Source organism: Bacteroides clarus (assembly GCF_015555825.1).
GTDB lineage: Bacteria > Bacteroidota > Bacteroidia > Bacteroidales > Bacteroidaceae > Bacteroides > Bacteroides clarus.
In genome coordinates, this window is the sequence record NZ_JADNLF010000003.1 from 297,326 (window position 1) to 319,000 (window position 21,675).

The window sequence follows — 21,675 nt, forward strand, 5'->3', positions numbered from 1 at the left end:
GGGGAAAGACTGTCAGGCGGAATTAATCTACAATCTCGAAAGGGTATTGATTTTCTTCCATATTCTTTAACTCACCGATGATTTCCGTCTGTTCCGGAGTTAAAGAAGACGCATCCCAAGTGTCAATAATGGAATGTGCCTCGCTGGCGAGTTTCTCATCATACACTTCCCCATAGCAACAGGTAAGAAGACGAACTTTCAGAAGCGAAGCCGGAAGTTTGTCAAGAATATTCCAGCAACGGTCAAGAAGATGCTGGATGAATTGCTGCTTTCGGCCATTGTCATAAAAAGTTGCATTCAAGGCCAGAAGAATAGAAAGACAAAGCTCGGCTTCTTCTTCCGGTGTGTTACCTTCCGGAGCGTTGTACAGATTGAGCGCTTGTTCATAAACTTCGCGATTCAGACGGGCGAAGTGGTCGCTGTAAATAGGACTGCCGTCCATACCCAGATTCAGAAGCTCATGGGCAAGGGCATACAAGGATGAAACGTGATCGTTCATTTTATCTAAAATATAGAAGTTATTGAGTTACAAATATTTCAGTTTCTATCTATCGGTTCTATAAGTGAAGAGTGGATAAATGTAGTGGCAACTGCCATGACACCCTCTATATTCACCACTACACGGCGGTCATGGCGCAAACGGACAAATTCGCCGACAGCTCCTTCAAACACCCCGCCTATAATACGTACTTTGGTACCCTTTACTAATTTCAGTTCTTCCGGTTCCACATAGATAACAGCCTCGTCGTACGTACCTGCAACCAATATGAAACTACGCATCTGCGCATCCGGAATGATAACCGGCTGGCGGGTTTCGCGATTCATGATGTAGCGGACGGGGATATTCAGAGCCGGATTGTTTTTGATTTCATCAATACACGCACGAGTGGAACGGACAAATACCAAATTGTGTATGGCGGGAACGAGTTTGCGGACACGGCGTTCATTCCTGATGATATATTCGTAGTGCATAGGAATGAAATTCTCTATATTTTCCTTGTCGAGATAGTCCTTTAAAGACAATTCGCGACTGTACGTCACACGGACAGCATACCAATGTAATTGGCAATCTTTGTTCTGTTGACAAGCGGGGGTGTGCTGCGATTCAGATTTAATCTTTTCCGATAAGCCGGGCATTACAAAGTATGAATTGTAAGAGTTCGAGGGAAATAAAGCCTTGTGAAAAGGGTATTCTTTGGGGACACCGGGATAAGATAACTCTTTCCGGTCAATTCATGTAATGCAATTATAGTCAATAGTTTAGTCTGCATCCATATTATCCCAAAGCTCCCCACTATCACAGAAAGAGAACGTTGAAACAGTTATGTGATCAATAAGCTTTCAAAAAGCTGTAAACGAATGATTTAAAAACGAATATGTTTTTTAGACGTTCGTTTAATAAACACTTTTCAAATGCAAATCGCATCCAGTAGAAATATATGGAAATAAGTAAAGATTAACAGAGGTTATTATAATGGTTTATTTGTTGATATACAGACTATTATATATTCTATTGACTATAAACTTCAAAGAATTTCTATCAAACATTTTGCCAATACAAAAAACTGCCATATCTTTGCATTTATTAAACGAACGTCTAAAAAACACTTTCAGGCATACTCTTCCCCATTCCTTTTTGTATCCACAAAGTAAAAACAAGACAACTCCCACCGAAGTTAACATCATGGGGAATAGCAAGTTAACATCACTATGCACAATAAGTTAACATCATCAGAAGCTATAAGTTAACATCAGTGCGCCTGTATATTAACATCAAAGAAACAAGGATGCTGTAACTCCGATTGACACCCTCATGATATAAAAGAGAATATATTCTCTATTGCCTATCTCCAAGCATACCTCTCAACTCACGGCAAAGCAGTTCTTTCACCTCATCCATCGGCACTTCCCGTCCCAATTCTTTTTGGAGCGAAGTTACCCCTTTATCTATAAACCCGCAAGGATTGATATAGCTGAAATAGCGTAAATCCGTATTGACATTGAGCGCCAGACCATGCATCGTAACATAATGGCTGCTACGTACACCGATAGCGCAGATTTTACGGGCACGCGGTGAATCTCCATCCAACCATACGCCGGTAGCTTTCTCCACGCGTCCGGCAGTTATCCCGTAAGAAGCGCAAACACGAATTACGGCTTCTTCCAGCAAATGCACATATTCTTTCAAGCCCAAAGAGAACTCTTCCAGATTCAAGATAGGATAACAAACAAGTTGTCCCGGCCCATGATAGGTAATATCACCACCCCGGTCTATATGATACAGCGACGCCCCTATTTTATGCAACTGTTCTTCACTCAGCAACATATTTCCTTCCTTGCCACTGCGTCCCAACGTATATACATGCGGATGCTCACAGAGAACAATATGATTTACATACTCCCCACCTGCTTGTTTGGCTTGTACAAGCGTATCGAAACACTCCGTCTGTCTGTCCCATGCCGCGGCATAGGGAACAGTTTTCCAATCTGATATTTCCAGTCTCATAAAACAAATATACTACTTTTTCTTTATTTCCGCACCATTACCCTCAAATCACCGATTATTACCCAATTTAATCACCGGTCATCCATCATCAATCATAATTCATTAACATTCACCCCTAATCACTAACCCCTAATCACTCATTAAATACCCCTTATTCTGCCGCAACCTCTCATTCATTTTCAGCACATTGCCCGGAATAGGAAACACGGTGGTGTATCCACTCTCCTCGCCCGCCAGTTGCGGACGGTCGCTGTACGCACGGGTAAATCGTCCGAAACGCACAAGATCCTGCCGCCGCCATCCTTCCCATGCAAACTCCAATAATCTTTCGTCCAGCAGGTTCTCCAATGTTGCCGGACGTGCAACAGCTCCCACTCGGCTGCGTACCTGCGCTAATTCCGCATCCCCGTTTTCCCCATTGCGAACTTTCGCTTCACTCTTCATCAGCAGCACATCCGCATAACGGAACAGAACGATATCGTTCTCCATTAATTTACCGTCCTTGGTTGCGTCCGTATCAATGGCATATTTCTTCATGCGTGCGCCTGCCGTTTTTTCATAAGGCATATCCGATATATCCACCGCCACTTCCCAAGGATGATACTCCAATACGGTTCCATCGTCCAGCCTGATTAACTCCCCTTTCAAATCGTACATCACACCGGCAAAATAACACTTATCAAAACGAGGGTCTACCTCGGCCGTATCGTACCCGAACACACGTAACGCGTCTTTCGTAGCGCTCGACCCGTTCTCGCCGCTCAGCCCGTAGGCTTTGGCATGATTATAGTGCCGCGAACGAAACAGATACTGCATCTGATTGGTATATAAAGTCTTGTTCATCGGAATAGTGAAGATATTCTCTACCGAGGATTCATTATATACGGCGAAATTCGTTTCGTACAGGGGTTCCAGCGCATACCCCATCGCAGTAATCCGGTCGCAATAAGTCACTGTCGCCTGCCACGCATTCTGTTGCCGCCCGTCTATGGTAAAGCTTATAGTTCCGCCGTCGGGACGCACACCGTCCGTCCAGTCATTATCCGTATACACTTCCGCGTTAAGAGCCAGCTTGGCAAGCAAGAAATAAGCTACCGGACGGGTGATGCGTCCGTAATAGTCGCCCGGCCGGTTACTGCGGCTTTCCGCCAATAGCGGAGCCGCTTCCTGCAGTTCTTTCACAACAAAATCGAAAACCGTTTTCCGTTCACTCTGCACAATATCGCTCATAGATGCGGAAGAAGAGAGTACGAGCGGCACTCTGCCGAATAAATCCAGCAGATAATAATAGTACATGGCACGCATAGCACGCACCTCGGCCAAATAGGCCGGCAGTTCGGGGTCGTCGTGAGTTTCCCCGAACTTTTGGATTTGCTCTACCGACTTATTGCTCAGCATCACCACTTTATACAGATACTCCCACGTAGCCTGAACGGCATCATTGCTCACTCCCCACTTATGCAGATACAATCCCTGCCAGAAGCCGCCGTCGTACCAGTCACCGCCCCGGGTGGGCATGATGGCCTCATCGGTGGTAAACGTATTCAGGTCGTAAACACCCCGTCCCGTACCTTGCAATCCCTGACTGTCGGCATAACCGCCCACGTAGTTATACAGAGACGCCACCGCATTGAGATATACGTCCGACAGCGTACGGTACGCATCCGCATGGTCTGTTCCGTCGCGAGGGTCTTCACGCAAAAAGCCGTTGCAGGCAGTAAACAAAGGCAGACAGCACACCGCCGCCAACCAATATACTATACGATACTTCTTCATATCCTTATTCCTTTAGAAATTAATACTCAATCCCAATGTATAGGTTCGGGCCAGCGGATAGTTCCGTTTGTCGTCCAATCCCAAAGTGCCGTTCACCGTAGCGCTGTTTATCATCGGCGAAAGCCCCGAATAGCCGGTGATGGTGGCAAGGTTGTTCACTGTAAAGGTCAGACGCAAGTTCTGAACATACCTCTTCGTACCCCGCAACGGAACATTCCAGCCTGCCGTTACATAGTCGAAGTTCACATAATCGCCCCTTTCCAGCCAGTAGTCGGTTGCGGTCTGGTCTTTGATATTGACTTGCGGAGCGCCTTTCATCACGTTATAGTCGGGAAAGATACCCATATTCATATACGTAAGTGAAGTGCCGTTGTATATCTTATGCCCGAACGCCCCGTTTATCTGTACCGACAAATCGAAATCCTTGTAGCGGAAACTGATATTGGAGCCTACCGTTGCTTTGGGTACAGCCTGCCCGGCAATGTAGCGGTCTTCGCCGTCTTCCAGACTGATACCGTTTCCGTTCAAATCGGCTACACCGTATTTATATCCGCCGTTTCCGTCCGACACCAGCCCCGTGCTATGAGGAAGATAGAACACGCCGAGCGGTTGCCCCACAATCTGGTAAGCTATATGATTATACCCGCCATGAAAACCCGCGCCGTCCAGGCTGGAGATGCTCTTGTATTCGGCGGCCGCAATGCGTTCGCCATTGTAAACGCCGCTCAACGAAAGCAGTTTGTTCTGTTGGAAAGACACGTTCGCATTAATGTTCAGCTCCATATCTTTCGTTTTCAGGGGAGTAACCCCTACCGCGATTTCTACGCCGCTGTTGCGCATCGAGCCGATATTTGCCACCAGCGTATTATAAGTAAACGGCGGCACGCTGACATTATACATATACAGCATGTCGGTAGTCTTGGAGAGGTAATAATTCACCGAGAACAGCAGCCGGTTGGCAAACAGCGCCAAATCAAAACCGGCATTGAAGTTATGCTTCACTTCCCATTTCAAATCGGGATTCGTATTTCTCAATTCGCTCAAGGACACCACAGGAGCGCTGCCCACAGGCACTACCCCGTTGGGCTGCGCCAGACGCAAGGTCGTGTACGAGTTTATCCCGCTCTGATTACCCGCCAGACCGTAGCCCACACGTACTTTCAGATTATTGACCTGCGGAAACCGCTTCATGAAATCCTCTTCCGTCACATTCCAGGCCGCCGATACCGAAGGGAAAAAGCCCCATTTATGATTGTCGCCGAATTTGGAAGAGGCGTCCGCACGGGCATTCACCGTCAGCACATAGCGGTCGGCATAGGTGTAGTTGGCGCGTCCCATGAAAGAAAGCAAACGGGTACGCTCGTAATAAGAGTTCGTCCCTTCCCACGGGCGCAGCGCGCCCGCCTGCAAATTATCAAAGCCGAATAAATCGGAACTGAAATTGGTGACCGTCGTATAGAAGCCGGAAAACTTCTCTTCCTGCACTTCCGCCAGCGCCAACGCATCAATGAAGTGACGCTTCAAGCGTTTCCGGTAGGTCAGCATGGCATTGCCCACCAACGACTCCGACTTGCGCACGCCTCTATACGCCTGTCCGTGCGCCCATACGCCGGTCGGCAGATATTGGGAGTTCTCCACCATGTTATACGAGTACGAACCGAACAGCCGCATCTTCAGGTCAGGCGTGAAGTTCAGCAACAGCTTGGCATGTGTGCTGATACGCGAAACAGACTCTTTATCCTTCACTTCCATCCATGCCAGCGGATTGGTTATCTGGCTGGCGTTCGTCACGCCGTCCCAAGAGCCGTCCCCGTTTTTATGATTGGGAAAGGTCGGATTAAAGGCAGCCGCCGAATAGAAAGTCTTTTGCTCGTCCACCAGATTGCGGTTGTTCTGCACCGAACCGAACATGCCGACATCGCACCGGATGAAACCGTCGAACAGGCTCTGCGTCATATTCATATTCGATGTAAAATTCCTCATGTTTTCGTTGACAATCACCCCTTCCCGGCTCATATAACCCAATGACACACGATAGCTCGACTCATCCCGTCCGCCGTAAAAAGCGATATGATGGTCTTGTTGGAATCCCGTCTGCTGTATCTCTTTCCGGAAGTCGGTATTGTTCCCCTTGTCGATAATGGAAACGCCCGTCTGCTCCGCCACTTTGCGGAATTCATCCGCCGACAGCATTTTCAGGCTCTTATAGACAGATGCCACGCCGAAACTACCGTTATAGCTTACCCTCGTTTTACCCTTCACTCCTTTCTTGGTCGTAATCTCGATGACGCCGGATGCACCCCGCGAACCGTACTGCGCCGTTTCGGAAGCATCCTTCAGGATAGTGAAGCTCTCTATGTCCGTAGGATAAACGGATGTAAGCATCGAAATATCGCCGAATACGCCGTCGATGATAATCAGCGGGTCGTTGCCGCTGGTCAGCGAGGTAGTGCCGCGCAGGCGTACGGCATCCAAAGCGGCCGTACCGTTGGCAGCGCGCTGTATGGTAAGGCCGGGCACTTTGCCGTAGATGGCTTCCAGCGGATTGGTTATCTGGTCTGCTTTCAGCTGTTTGCCGGTGAAACTCTCCACAAGGGAAGATATATTACGGGTATGCCCCACGGTATATCCTATGGTGAGCAATGAGTCGGGAACGCCGGCCGACACATCCTGCGCCTGCGCGTACGACACCGGCCACGCGGCACATATAAATCCGAGGAAGAAAAGTTTGCGGTATTGTTTCATAGTTCTATCTGTTATAAGATTAACACTCTTAACTTTAATAACAATTAAAATTAAAAAAATCCCTGTCCGATTGCAAGTTTTTCGATACTTTTCAGCAAAAAAGCGTAACTTTGTGCAGACCAAAAACGACAACACTTATGGAATTTCCCCAAGTCGATCTCCCCGTAGACCTGATTGCATGGACGGATGTAACAGAAGATATTCTGAACATATACAAGCAATCATGCCGTCTGAAGGCATGTATCTTCGCATTGTGCACCGAAGGTTCCATTACGGTATCCATCAACCTGATGGACACCGAAATCAAACAAGGCGACTTTGTGACACTCCTTCCCGGCACCATCATCCAGTTTCACGGACAGAAAGAAAAGGTGCGGATAGGTTTTGCCGGGTTCTCCGAGCATTGTCTCAACGGAGTCAACATCATCCAATCCACCATGAGCTCGTACTCCAAGATTATAGAAGCTCCCGTGATACCGCTCAACGAAACCGTCGCCTCTTACTTCAGGGACTACTTCGCATTGCTGGCACGCGTTTCCACCGGACCGTACATGCCCAAAACGCGAATGGCGCAGAACGTGCTGGACACGCTTCTCTACGGCGTTAACGAGTTATACAGCAACCGTCCGGACTCCCAAAACAGGATTAAAAGCCGGAAAGAGGAAATCTGCCGTGAGTTCATACAGCTGGTTATCGAAAACTACACCACCGAACGCCGTGCGCAGTTCTATGCCGAAAAGCTGGGCATATCCCTGCAACACCTCAGCACCACCATCAAACTGGTGACCGGGAAAAACGTGCTGGACATCATTGCGCATGTCGTCATCATCGACATAAAAGCCAAATTGAAATCCACCGACATGACCATTCAGGAAATCGCCTACTCGCTGAACTTCCCCAGCGCCTCGTTCTTCGGCAAGTACTTCAAGAGGCACATGGGAATGAGCCCGCTGGAATACAGGAACAGCTGACCTACCCTCTCATCAGCGTTACGCAGGAGAGCACTATGGCTATTGCGGCCAGCATGGGCGTCAACAGTATTCCGTACACCGGATAAAGGATGCCCGCGGCTATCAATACGCCTGCCAGATGATAGATTATCACCCAGAACGAGTTCTGGCGCATCAGCCGGAGCGTATGGCGTGACAGGCCGAACAACTTGGGCAGCGACTGCAAATCGGAAGATTTTATCACTATCATGGCTTCATCCGTCAGCGTATCGTCGGCATAGCCGCCCATGGCGATACTGACATCCGCACCCGCCAGCGCCTGCACGTCATTGATGCCGTCGCCCACCATAACGACCGTCTTTCCCTGCAACCGGAGCTCGCGGATAAAAGTCTCCTTGTCGTCCGGCAGGGCATCGGACAGATAGCGGATGATACCCAGCTTCCCCGCTATGGTCGAAGCGGTACGTTCGCCGTCGCCCGTCAGCAGACAAATATCGAGTTCCTGCCCTCTGAGCTCTTTCACCACACCGAGCGCAGTGACTTTCAACTGGTCTTTAACGGCAATTATGGCGAGCAGCTCACCCTCACGACCGAAGTAAACGATGCTGTTTCCCTCGGACTCATACTCCACCAGCATATCGCCCAGCACGTCGGACAGGTAAACCTGATAATCCTTCAACAGCTTATGGCTGCCCACCCAATACTCCATACCCTTATAGGCGGCTTTCATCCCTTTTCCTTTCAGAATCTCGCAGCCGTCCAAACGGACGGGCGTAATCTGCTCTTCCCGCAGGGCGGCGGTGATGGCGGCCGCCAGCGAATTGGACGAGTTCATTTCCGCAGCCAGCAGCACCATCTTAAAATATTCTTCCTGGTACTGCGCCCACAACCAGGCCGTAACGGTGGGATGTCCCTCGGTCAGCGTCCCGGTCTTGTCAAAGACCACCACATCGGCCTTGTTCAGCCGCTCCAAAGCGAGGGAGTCCTTTATCCAGATATGCATATCGGCGGCTCTGCCTATCCCGCGCATCAGCGCGACGGGTGTTATCAAACCCAACGCGCACGGACAAGCGACAATGAAAATGGAAATAACCGAATAAAGCGCATGCGGCACGGCTTCCACACCGCCGAACAATATCCAGATAAAAAACACGGCAACCGCCGTTCCCGTCAGCACGGGAAAGATGATATTGGCTATGCGGTCTTCACCATGCAGTTCTTCGGGCAGGAACCGGAACACTTTACCGGTCAGCCCCACTGCGACAATCAGTACGGTCACTTCGTAATACACGTGCGGTTGAAGTCCCGCGTCATGCCAGTAGTCCGGAAAGAACGTGTTGAACAAGCTGAAAAGAAAAGCCACGGAAGCGCTGAAAGCAATCAGCGTGTCCATGGTGGCGCGTCCCTCACGGAGCCGTTTCCAGGCATCCGTATAAAAAGATGTTCCCAGAAACAGCAGCGCAAGCGCGGCCAGCGGCAATTGTATCTCGCTGCCATAGGACACATAATTACCGAATATGGAAAGCAGCAACAACAGAACGGCCAGCAGCCACGCGCCGACAGCCTGCATCTTCAGACTGCGGTACTGCCTGTTGCGTTCTTCCATGTTACATCTTTCCATACTATCGGCATATTCCGCGCAGTGTAATTCCTGCGCGGGACATACCTTCTTCAATATATTGCTCATTCCATTCTATATTTTAGGGGGTTGTTACTCTGAATCCACTAAAGCAACAACCGGAATGAGCCGTTTGTTCAATTACTTCTTATCGTCCTGCTTGCTCTCTTTCACAAACTCGGCTTCGTAATGGAACTTTCTGAAACCCTCTTTCAGTTTTTCAATATCGGTCTTGTCGGCATCGTACGTGATGGTCACCGTTTTAGTCTTCAAGTCCGTATCGAACTTTTTCAGCCCTTTCTCGAAACGGATATTGCTGTTTATCTTTTTCACACAGTTCTCGCACGTCATCTGTGACACTTTGAACACTACGGTGCGCAGGTCTTTGGCCACGGCTGTCGTTGCACTCAGCAATACGGCCGCAAGGGCGATGCAAATCTTTCTTGTTTTCATGATGTTTTCTTTTTAATTAGTTTTCACTGTTCATATCTCTTTGATTAACCGCTATATCCGTGGAATATTGAAGCGTACGCCTACATACGCCTTTGCCCCATGCATCGGCCCCCACACCATGGTGGCATCGAAATTGCTTCCCCACGGATCGGAAGCGTCGATAATAGGATTCTTCTGCTTGAAGTTGGTAAGGTTTTCCCCGCCGACATAGACAGACCAGTTGCGGAAGTAGCGGGTGACCTGTGCGCTTAGCTGCTCAAAGCCGTTATAGCGGTGTTCCCACGACCACGCGCCGTCTCCCTGTTCGTAAGGGTTCGGCATACGGCCGCCACCGTTCAGCTGCAAGGTCGCGTCGAACTGCCACAAGCCCAGCGGAGTCTGATACGAAGCAGTAAGCAGTCCTTTGTACTTGCCGGTAAGCGGCTTTTCCCGCAACTGCCCGTCGTAGGTGGTCTTGGCATCCGTCCAGCGATAGGCTGCCGTGAGGGTGAATCCCGGGAAGAACGGATAAGTGGCTTCCACCTGGAACACCTGCGAATACGACCGCCCGCCGAGGTTGTAGAACAAAACGGCATGCGGGTCGGTATCCATATCCACCACTACCTGCTTGAGGAAGTCCGTGTAGTAATACTCCGCATTCAGGTTCAGCGTTTTGCCGAACAAGGGGACGTAAAAGGAAGCGCTCGCTCCGTAGTTCCAAGCCTCATCCTGGTCGAGGTTCCGGGCGATGTCTATACGGCGGCTGCTTGCCAAGAGGTAATTGTTCTCGGCAAGGACATGATTGGTGCGATACCCTTTTCCGGCGGAAAGACGGAAGTGCGCGTATTCGTTGGGATTGTACTTTACGTGGAAACGGGGCGTGACAAAGTAACCGTACTCGCTGCTGCGGTCACCGCGAATACCCCCCATAAGGATAAGTTTATCATCCAGATTATAGGTGTACTGCACATACGCTCCCGGAACAGCTTCCTTTACGAACCGCCTCGTAAGAGGTTGCTCCGCATCGTTCGTCAGCCGATAACGCTGATTGTAGGAATCGTAGTTGAAACTCAGTCCCGCAGACAGGCTGTGACGCTTGCCGAGTTCCGTCTCGAACAAAAGGGACGCGTAGGCGTTGTGCTGGTCTACATCGTACAGCTTACGTCCGTACACGGCATCCTGCTTGTGCAGAGAGCCGGAAAGGATGAGCGCCAGATTGGTATTCTTCTCCTTATCGAAGATATAAGCGTTTTTGGTGAACGCCTCGTAACGGTCGGTTCCGATGGATATTTTGTAAGGGTCGGCCGAATGGCTGCCGCCATGGCTCACCTGCCCGCTGTTGCGGTCTTCGGACAAGGCTTTGATGCCTGCCTGGAAAACGTAACGGTCGCCCATATACGCCCAGCGGTTCCATACGTTGTACTGCTTCACCTGCGGAATATCGGCAAAGCCGTCATCGTTGCTGTCGTGGGCTTTGGTTTCGTTTTCGTAATGCGCCAGCAAAGAAGTGCTCCAACGCTTGGAGAGTTTCACCGTGGCGTCCGCATTGGCTTCGTAACGGTTGGTGGTGCTGCCGAAAAGATTGACGGAGAGCCAGTCGGCTTCGGGTAACTGCGGCTTCTTGAACTCCACATTGATTTGCCCGGTGATGGCCTCGTAACCGTTTTTGACGGATGCGCTGCCCTTGCTCACCTGTATGCTTTGCATCCACGGGCCGGGCACATAGCCCAGCCCGTAGGGAGCGGCCACTCCCCGAAAGTTGGGAATGTTTTCCGTCATCATCTGTACGTAAGTGCCGGACAATCCCAACAGCTTGATTTGCTTGGCGCCCGTAGCGGCATCGGAATAGGTCACGTCCACCGAGGGGTTGGTTACGAAACTCTCTCCGAGGTTGCAACAGGCGGCGCGGGTCAGTTCGGCGCTGCTTATCATATCCTCGTTCATCACGCTGCCCCGCAGTTTCATGGTTCCGAGCTTACGGCTGACAACATTGACTTCGCTCAGTTCCACCCCTTCGCGAAGAACTATGTCGAGCGTTTCATCACGTCCGTTCACATGTATCGTATCGTTCTCGAAACCGATGAAGCTGACTACCAGCATGTGCTTACCGGCAGGCTTTGCGAGGGAGAAGCTCCCGTCGGCAGAGGTGGTGGCGCCCTGTGTCGTTCCCATCCAGAAAAGGTTGGCTCCGGCAACCGGTTCACCGAGATTATCTTTTACCGTTCCCTTTACCTGCGCCCGCAAAGTGATAAAGGGGAAGAACAGCAACATTAACCATATATATTTCATATCTGATTCTTTCTTATTTTGAAATGTGACAATAAAACAAATAAACGGTTATCCGGCATGGCGCCCGTAAATGATAATAAAGGCGTCATTGCGGATAATCATAGCAATTATTCGCCTCACTGGATGGAAATATCCGTCTTACGAAATGAAAATACCAATCCCGTGAGGTGAAACGATTCGTTCCGCGGGATGAAACTGTTTGTTCCATGGGATGAAACGTATCGTTCCCCGGCAGGGAACAACATGTTTCACGGTGAGGAACAGACCGTTCCCCGGCAGGAAACAAACGCCGTCCCGCAAGGATGTCTCTCTAAATAAGCAGTGTGGAATAAAGCGCCAGATAATGCCTGAAACCGCAATATCTCGGCGGTGAATAGACTTGCGTTCCGGTCACCGGCAGTTCCACCGGCAACAGGCAACCGAACTGCGGCAACTGCTCGCAGTACAGCGTGCATACGGGTACTGTCGAAGACGCTTCCTGCACATGCTTCACCACATCCACTTTGTAGTGAACGGTGGTACAGCCCGTATCTTTACAGGTTTCCTGCGACGCGTAGTGCGCCTTCTCACATTCCGAACAACCGGACGTGCAGCAACGTTGCTCCATCCGGCATCCCGAACAGCAATAATGGATAATGGAAACTCCCGCCCCACTTATGATAATAAGTGAGGACATCAATATGGCGAATATGTAACGGAGCCTCTTCATAGACGGCGGCAAAGATAGAAAGTTTTAACCGTTCGCAGGAATTAATTTTTCCTTTTTTATGTGTGGAGTTCGTTAATAAGTTCTATATTTGTCGATAAAGATTCCCGAATGAAATGTTGATTTATAAACGAAACTCGATATGAAAAAGCAAACTGTCAGCCTACTTGTCCTTCTGCTTGCGGCAAGCGGCTTTTTCTTTTCTTGCGGTAACATCATGAACAAAAACGCCGGAGCGCTGGAGTTCGACAGCATACAAGTGAACGAAACCGCCCACCTCTTCGGTGATACCGCCAAACCGGCATGCAACCTCATCATCAACCTTACATACGCTTCCCGGTCGGCCGACGAGAAGATGAAGGACAGTCTGAACACCTATTTCCTTTCCGCCTGCTTCGGCGAGAAGTACATGGGCATGACTCCCGAAGAAGCCGTAAAGAAGTACACCGAAAAGTACGTCGGCGACTACCGCAAAGACCTGGAACCGATGTACAGGAAAGACGAACAGGACAAGGAGAACGCCGAAGACATGGGAGCATGGTACTCCTATTATAAAGGTATCGAAAGCCACGTGCAACTGTACACCGGACATCTGCTCGTCTACCGTATAGACTACAACGAATATACCGGCGGCGCACACGGCATCTACATGTCCACTTTCCTCAACCTCGACCTGCGCACCCTGGCTCCCATCCGCCTGGACGACTTGTTTGTGAACGACTACAAGGAACAGCTCACCGACCTCTTGTGGAACCAGCTCATGGCCGACAATAAGGTAGCCACCCGTCAGGAACTGGAAGATATGGGATACGTCACTACCGGCGACCTGACACCGACCGAGAACTTCTATCTGAGCAAGGACGGCATCACGTTCTATTATAATGTATACGACATCGCCCCCTATGTAATGGGACCTGTAAAGATAACATTGCCGTACGAAATGATGCAGCACCTGCTGAGCGACGAAACAATGGCGCTGAACGACGTACGCAACCCATAACTTATAACTCATAACTCATAACCCAACAATGGAACTCATCCTGAAGTACTTTCCGAACCTGACAGAAGAACAGAAAAGGCAATTCGCCGCGCTCTACGACCTCTATACGGACTGGAACTCTAAAATAAACGTCATTTCACGTAAAGATATCGGAAACCTCTACGAACACCACGTTCTCCACTCCCTGGGCATAGCCAAAGTAATCCGCTTCGCCCCGGGTACGAAAATCATGGACTTGGGCACAGGGGGCGGATTCCCGGGAATTCCGCTGGCCATACTTTTCCCCGAAGTGCAGTTCCACCTGGTGGACAGCATCGGCAAGAAAGTACGCGTAGCCACCGAAGTAGCGGGCAGCATCGGACTGAAAAACGTAACCACCCGTCATGCACGCGCCGAAGAAGAAAAGCAACTGTTCGACTTCGTGGTGAGCCGTGCCGTAATGCCCCTTACCGATTTATTGAAAATCATCCGCAAGAATATCTCCCCCAAACAGCAGAACGCACTGCCCAACGGACTTATCTGCCTGAAAGGCGGCGAACTGGAGAAAGAGGCGATGCCCGTCAGAAACAAGACTACGATGTGGGACTTGAAGGAGTTCTTCGGGGAAGAGTTCTTCGAAACAAAGAAAGCGGTGTACGTAACAGTCTGAAGAAAGAATCTATTACAGTAAATATAGTATCATGAAGATAAAGAGATTTGAATTTAATATGTTCCCGGAGAACTGCTATGTACTGTGGGACGAAACCAACGAAGCCGTAGTCATCGACCCCGGTTGCTTCTACGAAGAGGAGAAACAGGCTTTAAAGAACTTTATCATACACAACGAGCTGAATGTAAAGCACCTGCTGAACACGCACCTGCACCTGGACCACATCTTCGGAAACCCTTTCATGCTGAAAGAGTTCGGACTGAAGGCGGAAGCCAACCAAGCCGACGAGTTCTGGATTGACGAAGCGCCCAAACAGAGCCGTATGTTCGGTTTCCAGTTGCAGGAACCGCCCGTACCGTTGGGTACTTACCTGCACGACGGCGACATCATCACCTTCGGCAATACGGAATTGGAAGCCATCCATGTGCCGGGACACTCGCCGGGCAGTCTGGTGTACTATTGCGCGGCAGACCATTGCATGTTCTCCGGCGATGTACTGTTTCAAGGCAGCATCGGCCGTGCCGACCTCGCCGGCGGCAACTTCGACGAACTGATAGAACATATCTGCAGCCGCCTGTTCATACTCCCCAATGAAACGATTGTCTATCCGGGGCACGGAGCGCCTACGACCATCGGCATAGAAAAGGCGGAGAACCCGTTCTTTAGATAGGTAATAACTTTAAATAATATAGTACGTATGAAAAACGACCTGTTGGCTGACCGCCACATCGGCATCAGCAAGAAGGATGAAGAACAGATGCTCCGCAAAATCGGCGTGGCAAGTCTGGACGAACTGATTGATAAAACCATTCCTGCCGATATCCGTCTGAAAGAACCGCTGGCTTTGCCCGAAGCCATGACCGAATATGAGTTCGGACAGCACATAGCGGAACTGGCAGCTAAAAATAAGCTATACGCTACCTATATCGGTATGGGTTGGTACAACACCATTACGCCTGCCGTAATCCAGCGCAACGTATTCGAGAATCCCGTTTGGTACACTTCCTATACACCTTATCAGACGGAAGTGTCGCAGGGACGGCTGGAAGCCCTGCTGAATTTCCAAACCGCCGTTTGCGACCTTACCGGCATGCCTCTTGCCAACTGCTCCCTGCTGGATGAAGCGACCGCCGCCGCGGAAGCCGTTACGATGATGTACGCGCTGCGCCCGCGCGATATGCAGAAGGCGGGAGCCAACGTCGTGTTTGTGGACGAAAACGTATTCCCGCAAACACTGGCTGTCATCACCACCCGCGCCATCCCGCAGGGCATCGAGATACGGACGGGTAAATACAATGAACTGGAACCGGCTCCGGACATCTTCGCCTGCATATTGCAGTACCCGGACGCCAACGGAAATATAGAAGACTACCGCGCTTTTGTGGAGAAAGCGCATGCCGCAGGCTGTAAAGTGGCTGTGGCCGCCGATATACTGAGCCTCGCCCTGCTCACCCCGCCGGGAGAATGGGGAGCGGACATCGTATTCGGAACCACCCAACGACTGGGCACGCCGATGTTCTACGGCGGCCCGTCGGCCGCTTACTTCGCCACACGCGACGAGTACAAGCGCAATATGCCGGGACGTATCATCGGCTGGTCTAAAGACAAATACGGAAAGCCGTGTTACCGCATGGCGCTGCAAACCCGCGAGCAACACATCAAACGCGAGAAAGCGACTTCCAACATCTGTACCGCACAGGCGCTGCTGGCCACAATGGCCGGTTTCTATGCCGTATATCACGGACCGGAAGGTATCCGCACCATTGCAGAGCGCATTCACAACATCGCCGCATATCTGGAACAGGAAATCGATAAATTAGGATACAGGCAAGTGAATGCCCGGTACTTCGACACGCTCCGCTTCGCATTGCCCGACAATGTATCGGCGCAGCAAGTGCGCACCGTCGCCCTGAGCAAGGAAGTGAACCTGCGCTACTTCAAGAACGGCGATGTAGGTATGAGCATTGACGAAACGACAGACCTGGCCGCCGTCAACGTGCTTCTTTCCATTTTCGGTATCGCAGCCGGAAAAGACTATACCAAAGCCGCCGACATCCCCGAAAGCCGTACCATTCCGGAAGCTTTCCGGCGCCAGAGCGCTTACCTGACGCACGAGGTATTCAACAAATACCATACGGAAACGGAAATGATGCGTTACATCAAGCGACTGGACCGCAAGGATATCTCATTGGCGCACTCCATGATTTCCCTCGGCTCATGTACCATGAAGCTGAATGCCGCCGCCGAAATGCTGCCGCTCAGCCGTCCGGAATTCATGGGTATGCACCCGCTCGTTCCCGAAGACCAGGCAGAAGGCTACCGCGAACTGATACACAACCTCAGCGAAGAACTGAAAGTGATAACCGGATTTGCCGGAGTGAGCCTGCAACCCAATTCCGGCGCCGCCGGAGAGTATGCGGGACTTCGCGTAATCCGCGCCTATCTGGAAAGCATCGGACAAGGGCACCGCAACAAGGTGCTGATACCCGCATCGGCTCACGGCACCAATCCCGCTTCGGCTGTTCAGGCAGGTTTCACCACGGTCACCTGCGCCTGCGACGAACAAGGGAATGTCGACATGGCCGACCTGCGTGCCAAAGCCGAAGAGAACAAGGCCGACCTCGCCGCGCTAATGATTACCTATCCGTCCACCCATGGCATCTTTGAAACGGAAATCGTGGAAATCTGCAAGATTATCCATGCCTGCGGCGCACAGGTTTATATGGACGGCGCCAACATGAACGCCCAAGTAGGTTTGACCAACCCCGGATTTATTGGCGCCGATGTCTGCCACCTGAACTTGCACAAGACATTCGCCTCTCCCCATGGCGGTGGCGGACCGGGCGTAGGTCCTATCTGCGTAGCCGGACATCTGGTTCCGTTCCTGCCGGGTCACGAACTGTTCGGCAATACCGCCAACCAAGTATCGGGAGCTCCCTTCGGCAGTGCGGGAATCCTGCCTATCACCTACGGCTATATCCGCATGATGGGTACGGAAGGGCTGACACGCGCCACCAAGACTGCCATTCTGAACGCCAATTATCTGGCTGCCTGCTTCAAAGACACCTACGGTATCGTTTATCGCGGAGCAACGGGTTTCGTAGGACACGAAATGATATTGGAATGCCGCAAGGTACACGAGGAAACGGGCATCAGCGAAAACGATATAGCCAAACGCCTTATGGACTACGGCTATCACGCGCCTACCCTCTCCTTCCCCGTTCACGGCACACTGATGATAGAGCCGACGGAGAGCGAAAGCCTTGCCGGGCTGGATAACTTTGTACATGTGATGCTCACTATCTGGCAGGAAATTCAGGAAGTGAAGAACGGCGAAGCGGACAAGACGGACAACGTGCTGATAAATGCTCCGCATCCCGAATATGAAGTGGTGGCCGACGCATGGGAACACAGTTATACCCGGCAGAAAGCCGCCTATCCGATAGAAAGCGTCCGCGACAACAAGTTTTGGGTGAACGTGGCGCGGGTAGACAATACGTTGGGCGACCGCAAATTGTTGCCAACGTGCTACGGATGCTTTGAATAGAATATCGGGAGAGGGTGTCGAAACACACCCTCTCTTCTTTTATACCGCAAATAAGTGTATGAGTACAACGCGCAAGAGAAAAAGAAACGGCCTTTTTTACAGTAAAGGCGAAGAAACCGTCAACAGCCTATCCCACGGCATAGGCATCTCGATGGCAGTTATTATCGGGGGATTCTTCCTGATGAAATGCTATCGGGCACAAGACCCGTGGGCGATACTCGGTATGTGGCTCTACCTGTTCGGTATGGGCGGTTCCTATTTATCTTCCACCCTTTACCACTCCTTGAAGCACCATAATCCGTGGAAACGGCGGTTGCGCCATTGGGATCACGCGGCTATCTACTGGCATATCGCCGGAAGCTTCTCTCCCATTACACTGATCGCCTTACGCGATGAGGGGCTATGGGGCTGGGGACTGTTCTGTTTTGTCTGGCTATGCGCCGTTGCAGGCACTATCATCAGCTTCCGCAAGATGGAAGAACACAGCTATGTGGAAACGGTGTGCTACATCCTTATGGGGCTGTCCGTGCTGGTGGTGTTCAAACAACTCTTTGCCATCGCGCCCGCTTCCTGCTATTGGATTATCGCTGAAGGAGTATGCTATATAGGCGGTGCGGCGTTGTATTCCATACGCAACGTGCGCTATATGCACTCGGCGTTTCATTTCTTCGTATTGGCGGGGTCTGCCTGCCACCTCGTCGCCGTGTGGTACATTCTGGCGGAGATATAAAAGTGTACTCTCCGCCTGTGCCGCACCGTCAGCGGATTACAGTAACCGTGCCTTCCGCCAGTTTCTTATCTTTCACGGGAGCGTCCGCAGGGGCATAGCCCAAAGCGGCACAGCCGTACACACGATGATTCTCGGGAATACCGAGTTGGGTAAGGAAAGCGCGCACATCGGGATCGTCACAGGTCTGTCCCAGTTGGTTAATCCAGCAAGAGCCGATGCCTAAAGACTTGGCGGCAAGGAAGATATTCTGCAAGGCGCACGCGCAGTCCATAGACGCCCACCAGCAGGTCGGTTCGTTGGATACGATAATCAAGGCGGGAGCATGATAATAGCAGCAGTAAGTCCGGCTGTGTCCGCGTTCCTGCAGACGGGTATCGTCACTCTTGGCAAAAGCGCCCTTTATCTTCTCATTCAGTTCGGTCAGTACGGCGGCATCCTGAATGGCGGTAAAATGCCAGGTCTGGAAATTCATACCGCTGGGAGCATACGTCGCCGCTTCCAGTATAAGGTTCAAATCTTCGGCGGAAACCTGTTGTTCCGTATAAGCGCGCACGCTGCGGCGCGACTTAATGTTTTCCAATACTTCGTTCAACATTGTACGTTCGTTTTTAGGATTCTATGACCGGGTCAGCGTTTCAGCAACCCTATCTTTACATTCAGCTTAAAGTAATACACACCGTTCTCCCGTTCCAGGAAGCCGTATTTGTCTTTATCCACCGAGCCTTTTTCAAAACGGGTGTTCCTGTAGAGAAAGTCGGCAAACGTCTGTCTGTCGGACTTGTGATAACAGAGCACCTCACCGTCTCCGTTGGTCAGCAACAACCCTTCCACGGCAGAGTCCGTACCGTTGTAAATCTTTGCCGGACGCATGCCCAGCGCAAGCGCCAGCAAGAACTGTTTCATCTTGAACTCGTAGAAGCAGTGTTTGTTTATCAGTTCGTCCTTTATCTTCAGGGGATTCATTTCCTTGATGCGTTCCGTCAGCTCGGCAACACGGGTGATACCGTCCAGATGCATGATACGCACCATTTCGGCAAGCATACGGGGAAAGTGCAGGTCTATCATCAGCAGGTTGCAACGGAACACGCGGTCGGCAACGTCGGAATACTTCAACACACCGCCCAGACGCTCAATCATCAGCATGCGTTCGGCAACTTCCGCAGGCGATTCGGGCAAGGCGTTCACCTTGTTCACAGTGGGCACGGCAAACTTCACGCCGCTCTGCTCCAGCTTCAGGTTGGCTGTGCGCCCGCCGTCCAGCAAAGGATTCATGCGGCCGAGACGGCAGCGGACGGTAAATCCCGTCAGCGGAGCGTCCGCGCTCCAAAAAGCTACGGAGAAGTCTGTACGGTCATCGGTCTTGGACTCCAGGTCGTAGATGTTCACAGCATCCAGAAAGGCTTCCAATCCTTCGGAGACTTCCACTTCCTCGCCTTGCTCATTTCTCAACAGATGGAGTATGATTTCCGCCGCGTCGCCAAAGTCCGCACGGGGAAACGAAAGCTCCTTCTTCTCTGCCGACGCTGTGAATGTGCCGTCCTTTTCCACCGTACCGCTGACAATGCGTACATCCTCTTCCCCGATATAATAGCGGCGTGTGCCGTCATGTTCCTCTCTCTGTATCAGCGCCACAGGCCAACATTTTTTATCCTCTCTCTGGGCGTTCGGAGTACCCGGAAAGACTTTTCCGTCCGCCAGCAGACGGAAGAATGTATAGAGCTCGCCCAATTCGCGCTTAGTTGCTTCAAATGCCATATCAACTCGATTTTGATTAAATAAGTGTGCAAAGATAAGTAAATCCATACAAAAGATATGGAATTAACAAACTATTTCCATGCGGAGACGTTCTACCAAGTACGTAAAACATAAAGACCGAGAACATGGAAAAAGAAGAAAATACAGTAACGATTACAGCTACACCCAACGGGCCTTTCATCGTAGAAGGCAATTTTAAACTGGTAGACAGGGAAGGAAAGGCGGAAATGCAGGAAGGCCGGATAGCCCTCTGCCGCTGCGGACGCTCCTGCAAACAACCTTTTTGCGACGGCACGCACCGCAAAATCCATTATAACGATTTATCCGTAAAGAGGATTGAAAGAGTTGTCTGAAAAGAAACCGGAGACTTTACTCCTCCTCAAAACGTAGAGTCTCCACTTTCTCCAGACGCGCCCGCAACCTGGGCATCATCGACTGGCGGATGCGAAGCGTCATACGGCAGTCCATATCATACGACTGTTCCGACAGCTCCGGTTCTTCTTCCTTCACGATGCGCATTACATCGTTCATAAAAGGATACTCGAAGAGAACGGTCACCGTTTCGTCCACAGTCTTTTCAACAACGGTAGCGGCGGCGATAGCCTCGGCGGCGGCAGCCTTATAAGCCACTATCAGCCCGCTCGTACCCAGCTTTATACCACCGAAATAGCGGACTACGACAATCAGAATATCCGTCAGTTCGTTCGAATTTATTTGCCCCAGGATAGGTTTTCCCGCCGTACCGGACGGCTCTCCGTTGTCATTGGCGCGAAAATCCTTGCGCTCGTGCCCCAGCATATAGGCATAACACACATGGCGGGCATCGTAGTATTTCTTCTGATAAGTTTCCAGATGCGCCTTTACTTCTTCAACCGTACGTACCGGCAAGGCGATAGCGATGAACTTGCTGCGCTTCTCGGTGTAAATTCCTTCGGACGGGGTGGCAATGGTTTTATACGTATCTTCACTCAT

The 21,675-nt window shown here is 50.9% G+C and carries 19 protein-coding genes; 7 read left to right on the top strand and 12 right to left on the bottom strand.

Annotation, left to right across the window (positions count from 1 at the left end):
* Positions 1–22 precede the first annotated feature (22 nt).
* The 5 genes from I2F54_RS05360 to I2F54_RS05380 all read right to left on the bottom strand — a co-directional run bounded on the left by I2F54_RS05360 (position 23) and on the right by I2F54_RS05380 (position 7,027).
* Positions 23–499: a UpxZ family transcription anti-terminator antagonist gene (locus tag I2F54_RS05360; protein ID WP_195500670.1), complete on the bottom strand. Its 477-nt coding sequence runs from the start codon at positions 497–499 to the stop codon at positions 23–25.
* Positions 500–537: 38 nt separating this feature from the next.
* Complete coding sequence (locus I2F54_RS05365; RefSeq protein ID WP_229097134.1) at positions 538–1,137, bottom strand: UpxY family transcription antiterminator; 600 nt, start codon at positions 1,135–1,137, stop codon at positions 538–540.
* A gap of 700 nt (positions 1,138–1,837) precedes the next feature.
* Positions 1,838–2,506: a lipoyl(octanoyl) transferase LipB gene (gene lipB, locus I2F54_RS05370; RefSeq protein WP_009121172.1), complete on the bottom strand. Its 669-nt coding sequence runs from the start codon at positions 2,504–2,506 to the stop codon at positions 1,838–1,840.
* A 129-nt stretch (positions 2,507–2,635) separates the two neighbouring features.
* Positions 2,636–4,282 carry a RagB/SusD family nutrient uptake outer membrane protein gene (locus tag I2F54_RS05375; protein WP_087411852.1) on the bottom strand — a complete coding sequence of 549 codons (1,647 nt, stop codon included), beginning with the start codon at positions 4,280–4,282 and terminating at the stop codon, positions 2,636–2,638.
* A 12-nt stretch (positions 4,283–4,294) separates the two neighbouring features.
* Complete coding sequence (locus I2F54_RS05380; protein WP_195500671.1) at positions 4,295–7,027, bottom strand: SusC/RagA family TonB-linked outer membrane protein; 2,733 nt, start codon at positions 7,025–7,027, stop codon at positions 4,295–4,297.
* Positions 7,028–7,164: 137 nt separating this feature from the next.
* Between I2F54_RS05380 and I2F54_RS05385 the strand changes: the two genes are divergently transcribed.
* Entirely contained in the window at positions 7,165–7,998 is an 834-nt protein-coding gene (locus tag I2F54_RS05385) for a helix-turn-helix domain-containing protein (RefSeq protein ID WP_009121175.1), read from the top strand.
* A 1-nt stretch (position 7,999) separates the two neighbouring features.
* On the opposite strand, the gene I2F54_RS05390 is transcribed toward I2F54_RS05385, so the two are convergent.
* The 4 genes from I2F54_RS05390 to I2F54_RS05405 all read right to left on the bottom strand — a co-directional run bounded on the left by I2F54_RS05390 (position 8,000) and on the right by I2F54_RS05405 (position 13,025).
* Positions 8,000–9,664, bottom strand: a complete 1,665-nt coding sequence (locus I2F54_RS05390; RefSeq protein WP_195500672.1) for an HAD-IC family P-type ATPase — start codon at positions 9,662–9,664, stop codon at positions 8,000–8,002.
* A gap of 72 nt (positions 9,665–9,736) precedes the next feature.
* The gene (locus I2F54_RS05395; RefSeq protein WP_195500673.1) at positions 9,737–10,048 is read right to left on the bottom strand and encodes a heavy-metal-associated domain-containing protein; all 312 of its coding nucleotides are present in this window, start codon (positions 10,046–10,048) and stop codon (positions 9,737–9,739) included.
* A gap of 51 nt (positions 10,049–10,099) precedes the next feature.
* Positions 10,100–12,316, bottom strand: a complete 2,217-nt coding sequence (locus I2F54_RS05400; RefSeq protein ID WP_195500674.1) for a TonB-dependent receptor — start codon at positions 12,314–12,316, stop codon at positions 10,100–10,102.
* A gap of 310 nt (positions 12,317–12,626) precedes the next feature.
* Complete coding sequence (locus I2F54_RS05405) at positions 12,627–13,025, bottom strand: hypothetical protein (protein WP_195500675.1); 399 nt, start codon at positions 13,023–13,025, stop codon at positions 12,627–12,629.
* A gap of 139 nt (positions 13,026–13,164) precedes the next feature.
* Here I2F54_RS05405 and I2F54_RS05410 point away from each other — a divergent pair, with 139 nt between their 5' ends.
* The 5 genes from I2F54_RS05410 to trhA are packed head-to-tail and all read left to right on the top strand — an operon-like array spanning position 13,165 to position 18,948.
* The gene (locus I2F54_RS05410) at positions 13,165–14,022 is read left to right on the top strand and encodes a DUF3298 and DUF4163 domain-containing protein (RefSeq protein ID WP_118046699.1); all 858 of its coding nucleotides are present in this window, start codon (positions 13,165–13,167) and stop codon (positions 14,020–14,022) included.
* A gap of 28 nt (positions 14,023–14,050) precedes the next feature.
* The gene (gene rsmG / locus I2F54_RS05415; RefSeq protein WP_195500676.1) at positions 14,051–14,671 is read left to right on the top strand and encodes a 16S rRNA (guanine(527)-N(7))-methyltransferase RsmG; all 621 of its coding nucleotides are present in this window, start codon (positions 14,051–14,053) and stop codon (positions 14,669–14,671) included.
* Positions 14,672–14,702: 31 nt separating this feature from the next.
* Positions 14,703–15,341, top strand: coding sequence for an MBL fold metallo-hydrolase (locus I2F54_RS05420; protein ID WP_009121182.1), 639 nt, complete (start codon positions 14,703–14,705; stop codon positions 15,339–15,341).
* Positions 15,342–15,368: 27 nt separating this feature from the next.
* Positions 15,369–18,218: an aminomethyl-transferring glycine dehydrogenase gene (gcvP, locus tag I2F54_RS05425; RefSeq protein WP_195500677.1), complete on the top strand. Its 2,850-nt coding sequence runs from the start codon at positions 15,369–15,371 to the stop codon at positions 18,216–18,218.
* Between the two features lie 58 nt (positions 18,219–18,276).
* Positions 18,277–18,948, top strand: a complete 672-nt coding sequence (trhA, locus tag I2F54_RS05430; RefSeq protein WP_195500678.1) for a PAQR family membrane homeostasis protein TrhA — start codon at positions 18,277–18,279, stop codon at positions 18,946–18,948.
* Positions 18,949–18,976: 28 nt separating this feature from the next.
* On the opposite strand, the gene I2F54_RS05435 is transcribed toward trhA, so the two are convergent.
* Together I2F54_RS05435 and I2F54_RS05440 are read right to left on the bottom strand one after the other, a co-directional pair.
* Positions 18,977–19,543 (bottom strand): nitroreductase family protein, encoded by a 567-nt coding sequence (locus I2F54_RS05435; RefSeq protein ID WP_195500679.1) that lies wholly within the window; start codon positions 19,541–19,543, stop codon positions 18,977–18,979.
* Positions 19,544–19,575: 32 nt separating this feature from the next.
* Entirely contained in the window at positions 19,576–20,703 is a 1,128-nt protein-coding gene (locus tag I2F54_RS05440) for an HpaII family restriction endonuclease (protein ID WP_118046709.1), read from the bottom strand.
* A 125-nt stretch (positions 20,704–20,828) separates the two neighbouring features.
* On the opposite strand from I2F54_RS05440, the gene I2F54_RS05445 reads away from it, so the two are divergent.
* Positions 20,829–21,056 carry a CDGSH iron-sulfur domain-containing protein gene (locus I2F54_RS05445; RefSeq protein ID WP_009121187.1) on the top strand — a complete coding sequence of 76 codons (228 nt, stop codon included), beginning with the start codon at positions 20,829–20,831 and terminating at the stop codon, positions 21,054–21,056.
* 16 nt (positions 21,057–21,072) lie between these two features.
* Here the strand turns inward: I2F54_RS05445 and I2F54_RS05450 are convergent, their stop codons facing one another.
* On the bottom strand, positions 21,073–21,675 hold the full coding sequence (locus tag I2F54_RS05450) for an IMPACT family protein (RefSeq protein ID WP_195500680.1): 603 nt from the start codon (positions 21,673–21,675) through the stop codon (positions 21,073–21,075).

Excerpts from the sequence above, each read along its gene's own strand:
- I2F54_RS05380 (WP_195500671.1), bottom strand. The coding sequence starts at position 7,027 with ATGAAACAATACCGCAAACTTTTCTTCCTCGGATTTATATGTGCCGCG.
- I2F54_RS05450 (WP_195500680.1), bottom strand. The coding sequence starts at position 21,675 with ATGAGTGAAGATACGTATAAAACCATTGCCACCCCGTCCGAAGGAATT.
- I2F54_RS05420 (WP_009121182.1), top strand. The coding sequence starts at position 14,703 with ATGAAGATAAAGAGATTTGAATTTAATATGTTCCCGGAGAACTGCTAT.
- I2F54_RS05410 (WP_118046699.1), top strand. The coding sequence starts at position 13,165 with ATGAAAAAGCAAACTGTCAGCCTACTTGTCCTTCTGCTTGCGGCAAGC.
- I2F54_RS05375 (WP_087411852.1), bottom strand. The coding sequence starts at position 4,282 with ATGAAGAAGTATCGTATAGTATATTGGTTGGCGGCGGTGTGCTGTCTG.
- lipB (WP_009121172.1), bottom strand. The coding sequence starts at position 2,506 with ATGAGACTGGAAATATCAGATTGGAAAACTGTTCCCTATGCCGCGGCA.
- I2F54_RS05390 (WP_195500672.1), bottom strand. The coding sequence starts at position 9,664 with ATGAGCAATATATTGAAGAAGGTATGTCCCGCGCAGGAATTACACTGC.
- I2F54_RS05445 (WP_009121187.1), top strand. The coding sequence starts at position 20,829 with ATGGAAAAAGAAGAAAATACAGTAACGATTACAGCTACACCCAACGGG.
- I2F54_RS05405 (WP_195500675.1), bottom strand. The coding sequence starts at position 13,025 with ATGAAGAGGCTCCGTTACATATTCGCCATATTGATGTCCTCACTTATT.
- rsmG (WP_195500676.1), top strand. The coding sequence starts at position 14,051 with ATGGAACTCATCCTGAAGTACTTTCCGAACCTGACAGAAGAACAGAAA.
- I2F54_RS05360 (WP_195500670.1), bottom strand. The coding sequence starts at position 499 with ATGAACGATCACGTTTCATCCTTGTATGCCCTTGCCCATGAGCTTCTG.
- I2F54_RS05385 (WP_009121175.1), top strand. The coding sequence starts at position 7,165 with ATGGAATTTCCCCAAGTCGATCTCCCCGTAGACCTGATTGCATGGACG.
- I2F54_RS05440 (WP_118046709.1), bottom strand. The coding sequence starts at position 20,703 with ATGGCATTTGAAGCAACTAAGCGCGAATTGGGCGAGCTCTATACATTC.
- I2F54_RS05365 (WP_229097134.1), bottom strand. The coding sequence starts at position 1,137 with ATGCCCGGCTTATCGGAAAAGATTAAATCTGAATCGCAGCACACCCCC.
- I2F54_RS05435 (WP_195500679.1), bottom strand. The coding sequence starts at position 19,543 with ATGTTGAACGAAGTATTGGAAAACATTAAGTCGCGCCGCAGCGTGCGC.
- I2F54_RS05400 (WP_195500674.1), bottom strand. The coding sequence starts at position 12,316 with ATGAAATATATATGGTTAATGTTGCTGTTCTTCCCCTTTATCACTTTG.
- I2F54_RS05395 (WP_195500673.1), bottom strand. The coding sequence starts at position 10,048 with ATGAAAACAAGAAAGATTTGCATCGCCCTTGCGGCCGTATTGCTGAGT.
- trhA (WP_195500678.1), top strand. The coding sequence starts at position 18,277 with ATGAGTACAACGCGCAAGAGAAAAAGAAACGGCCTTTTTTACAGTAAA.
- gcvP (WP_195500677.1), top strand. The coding sequence starts at position 15,369 with ATGAAAAACGACCTGTTGGCTGACCGCCACATCGGCATCAGCAAGAAG.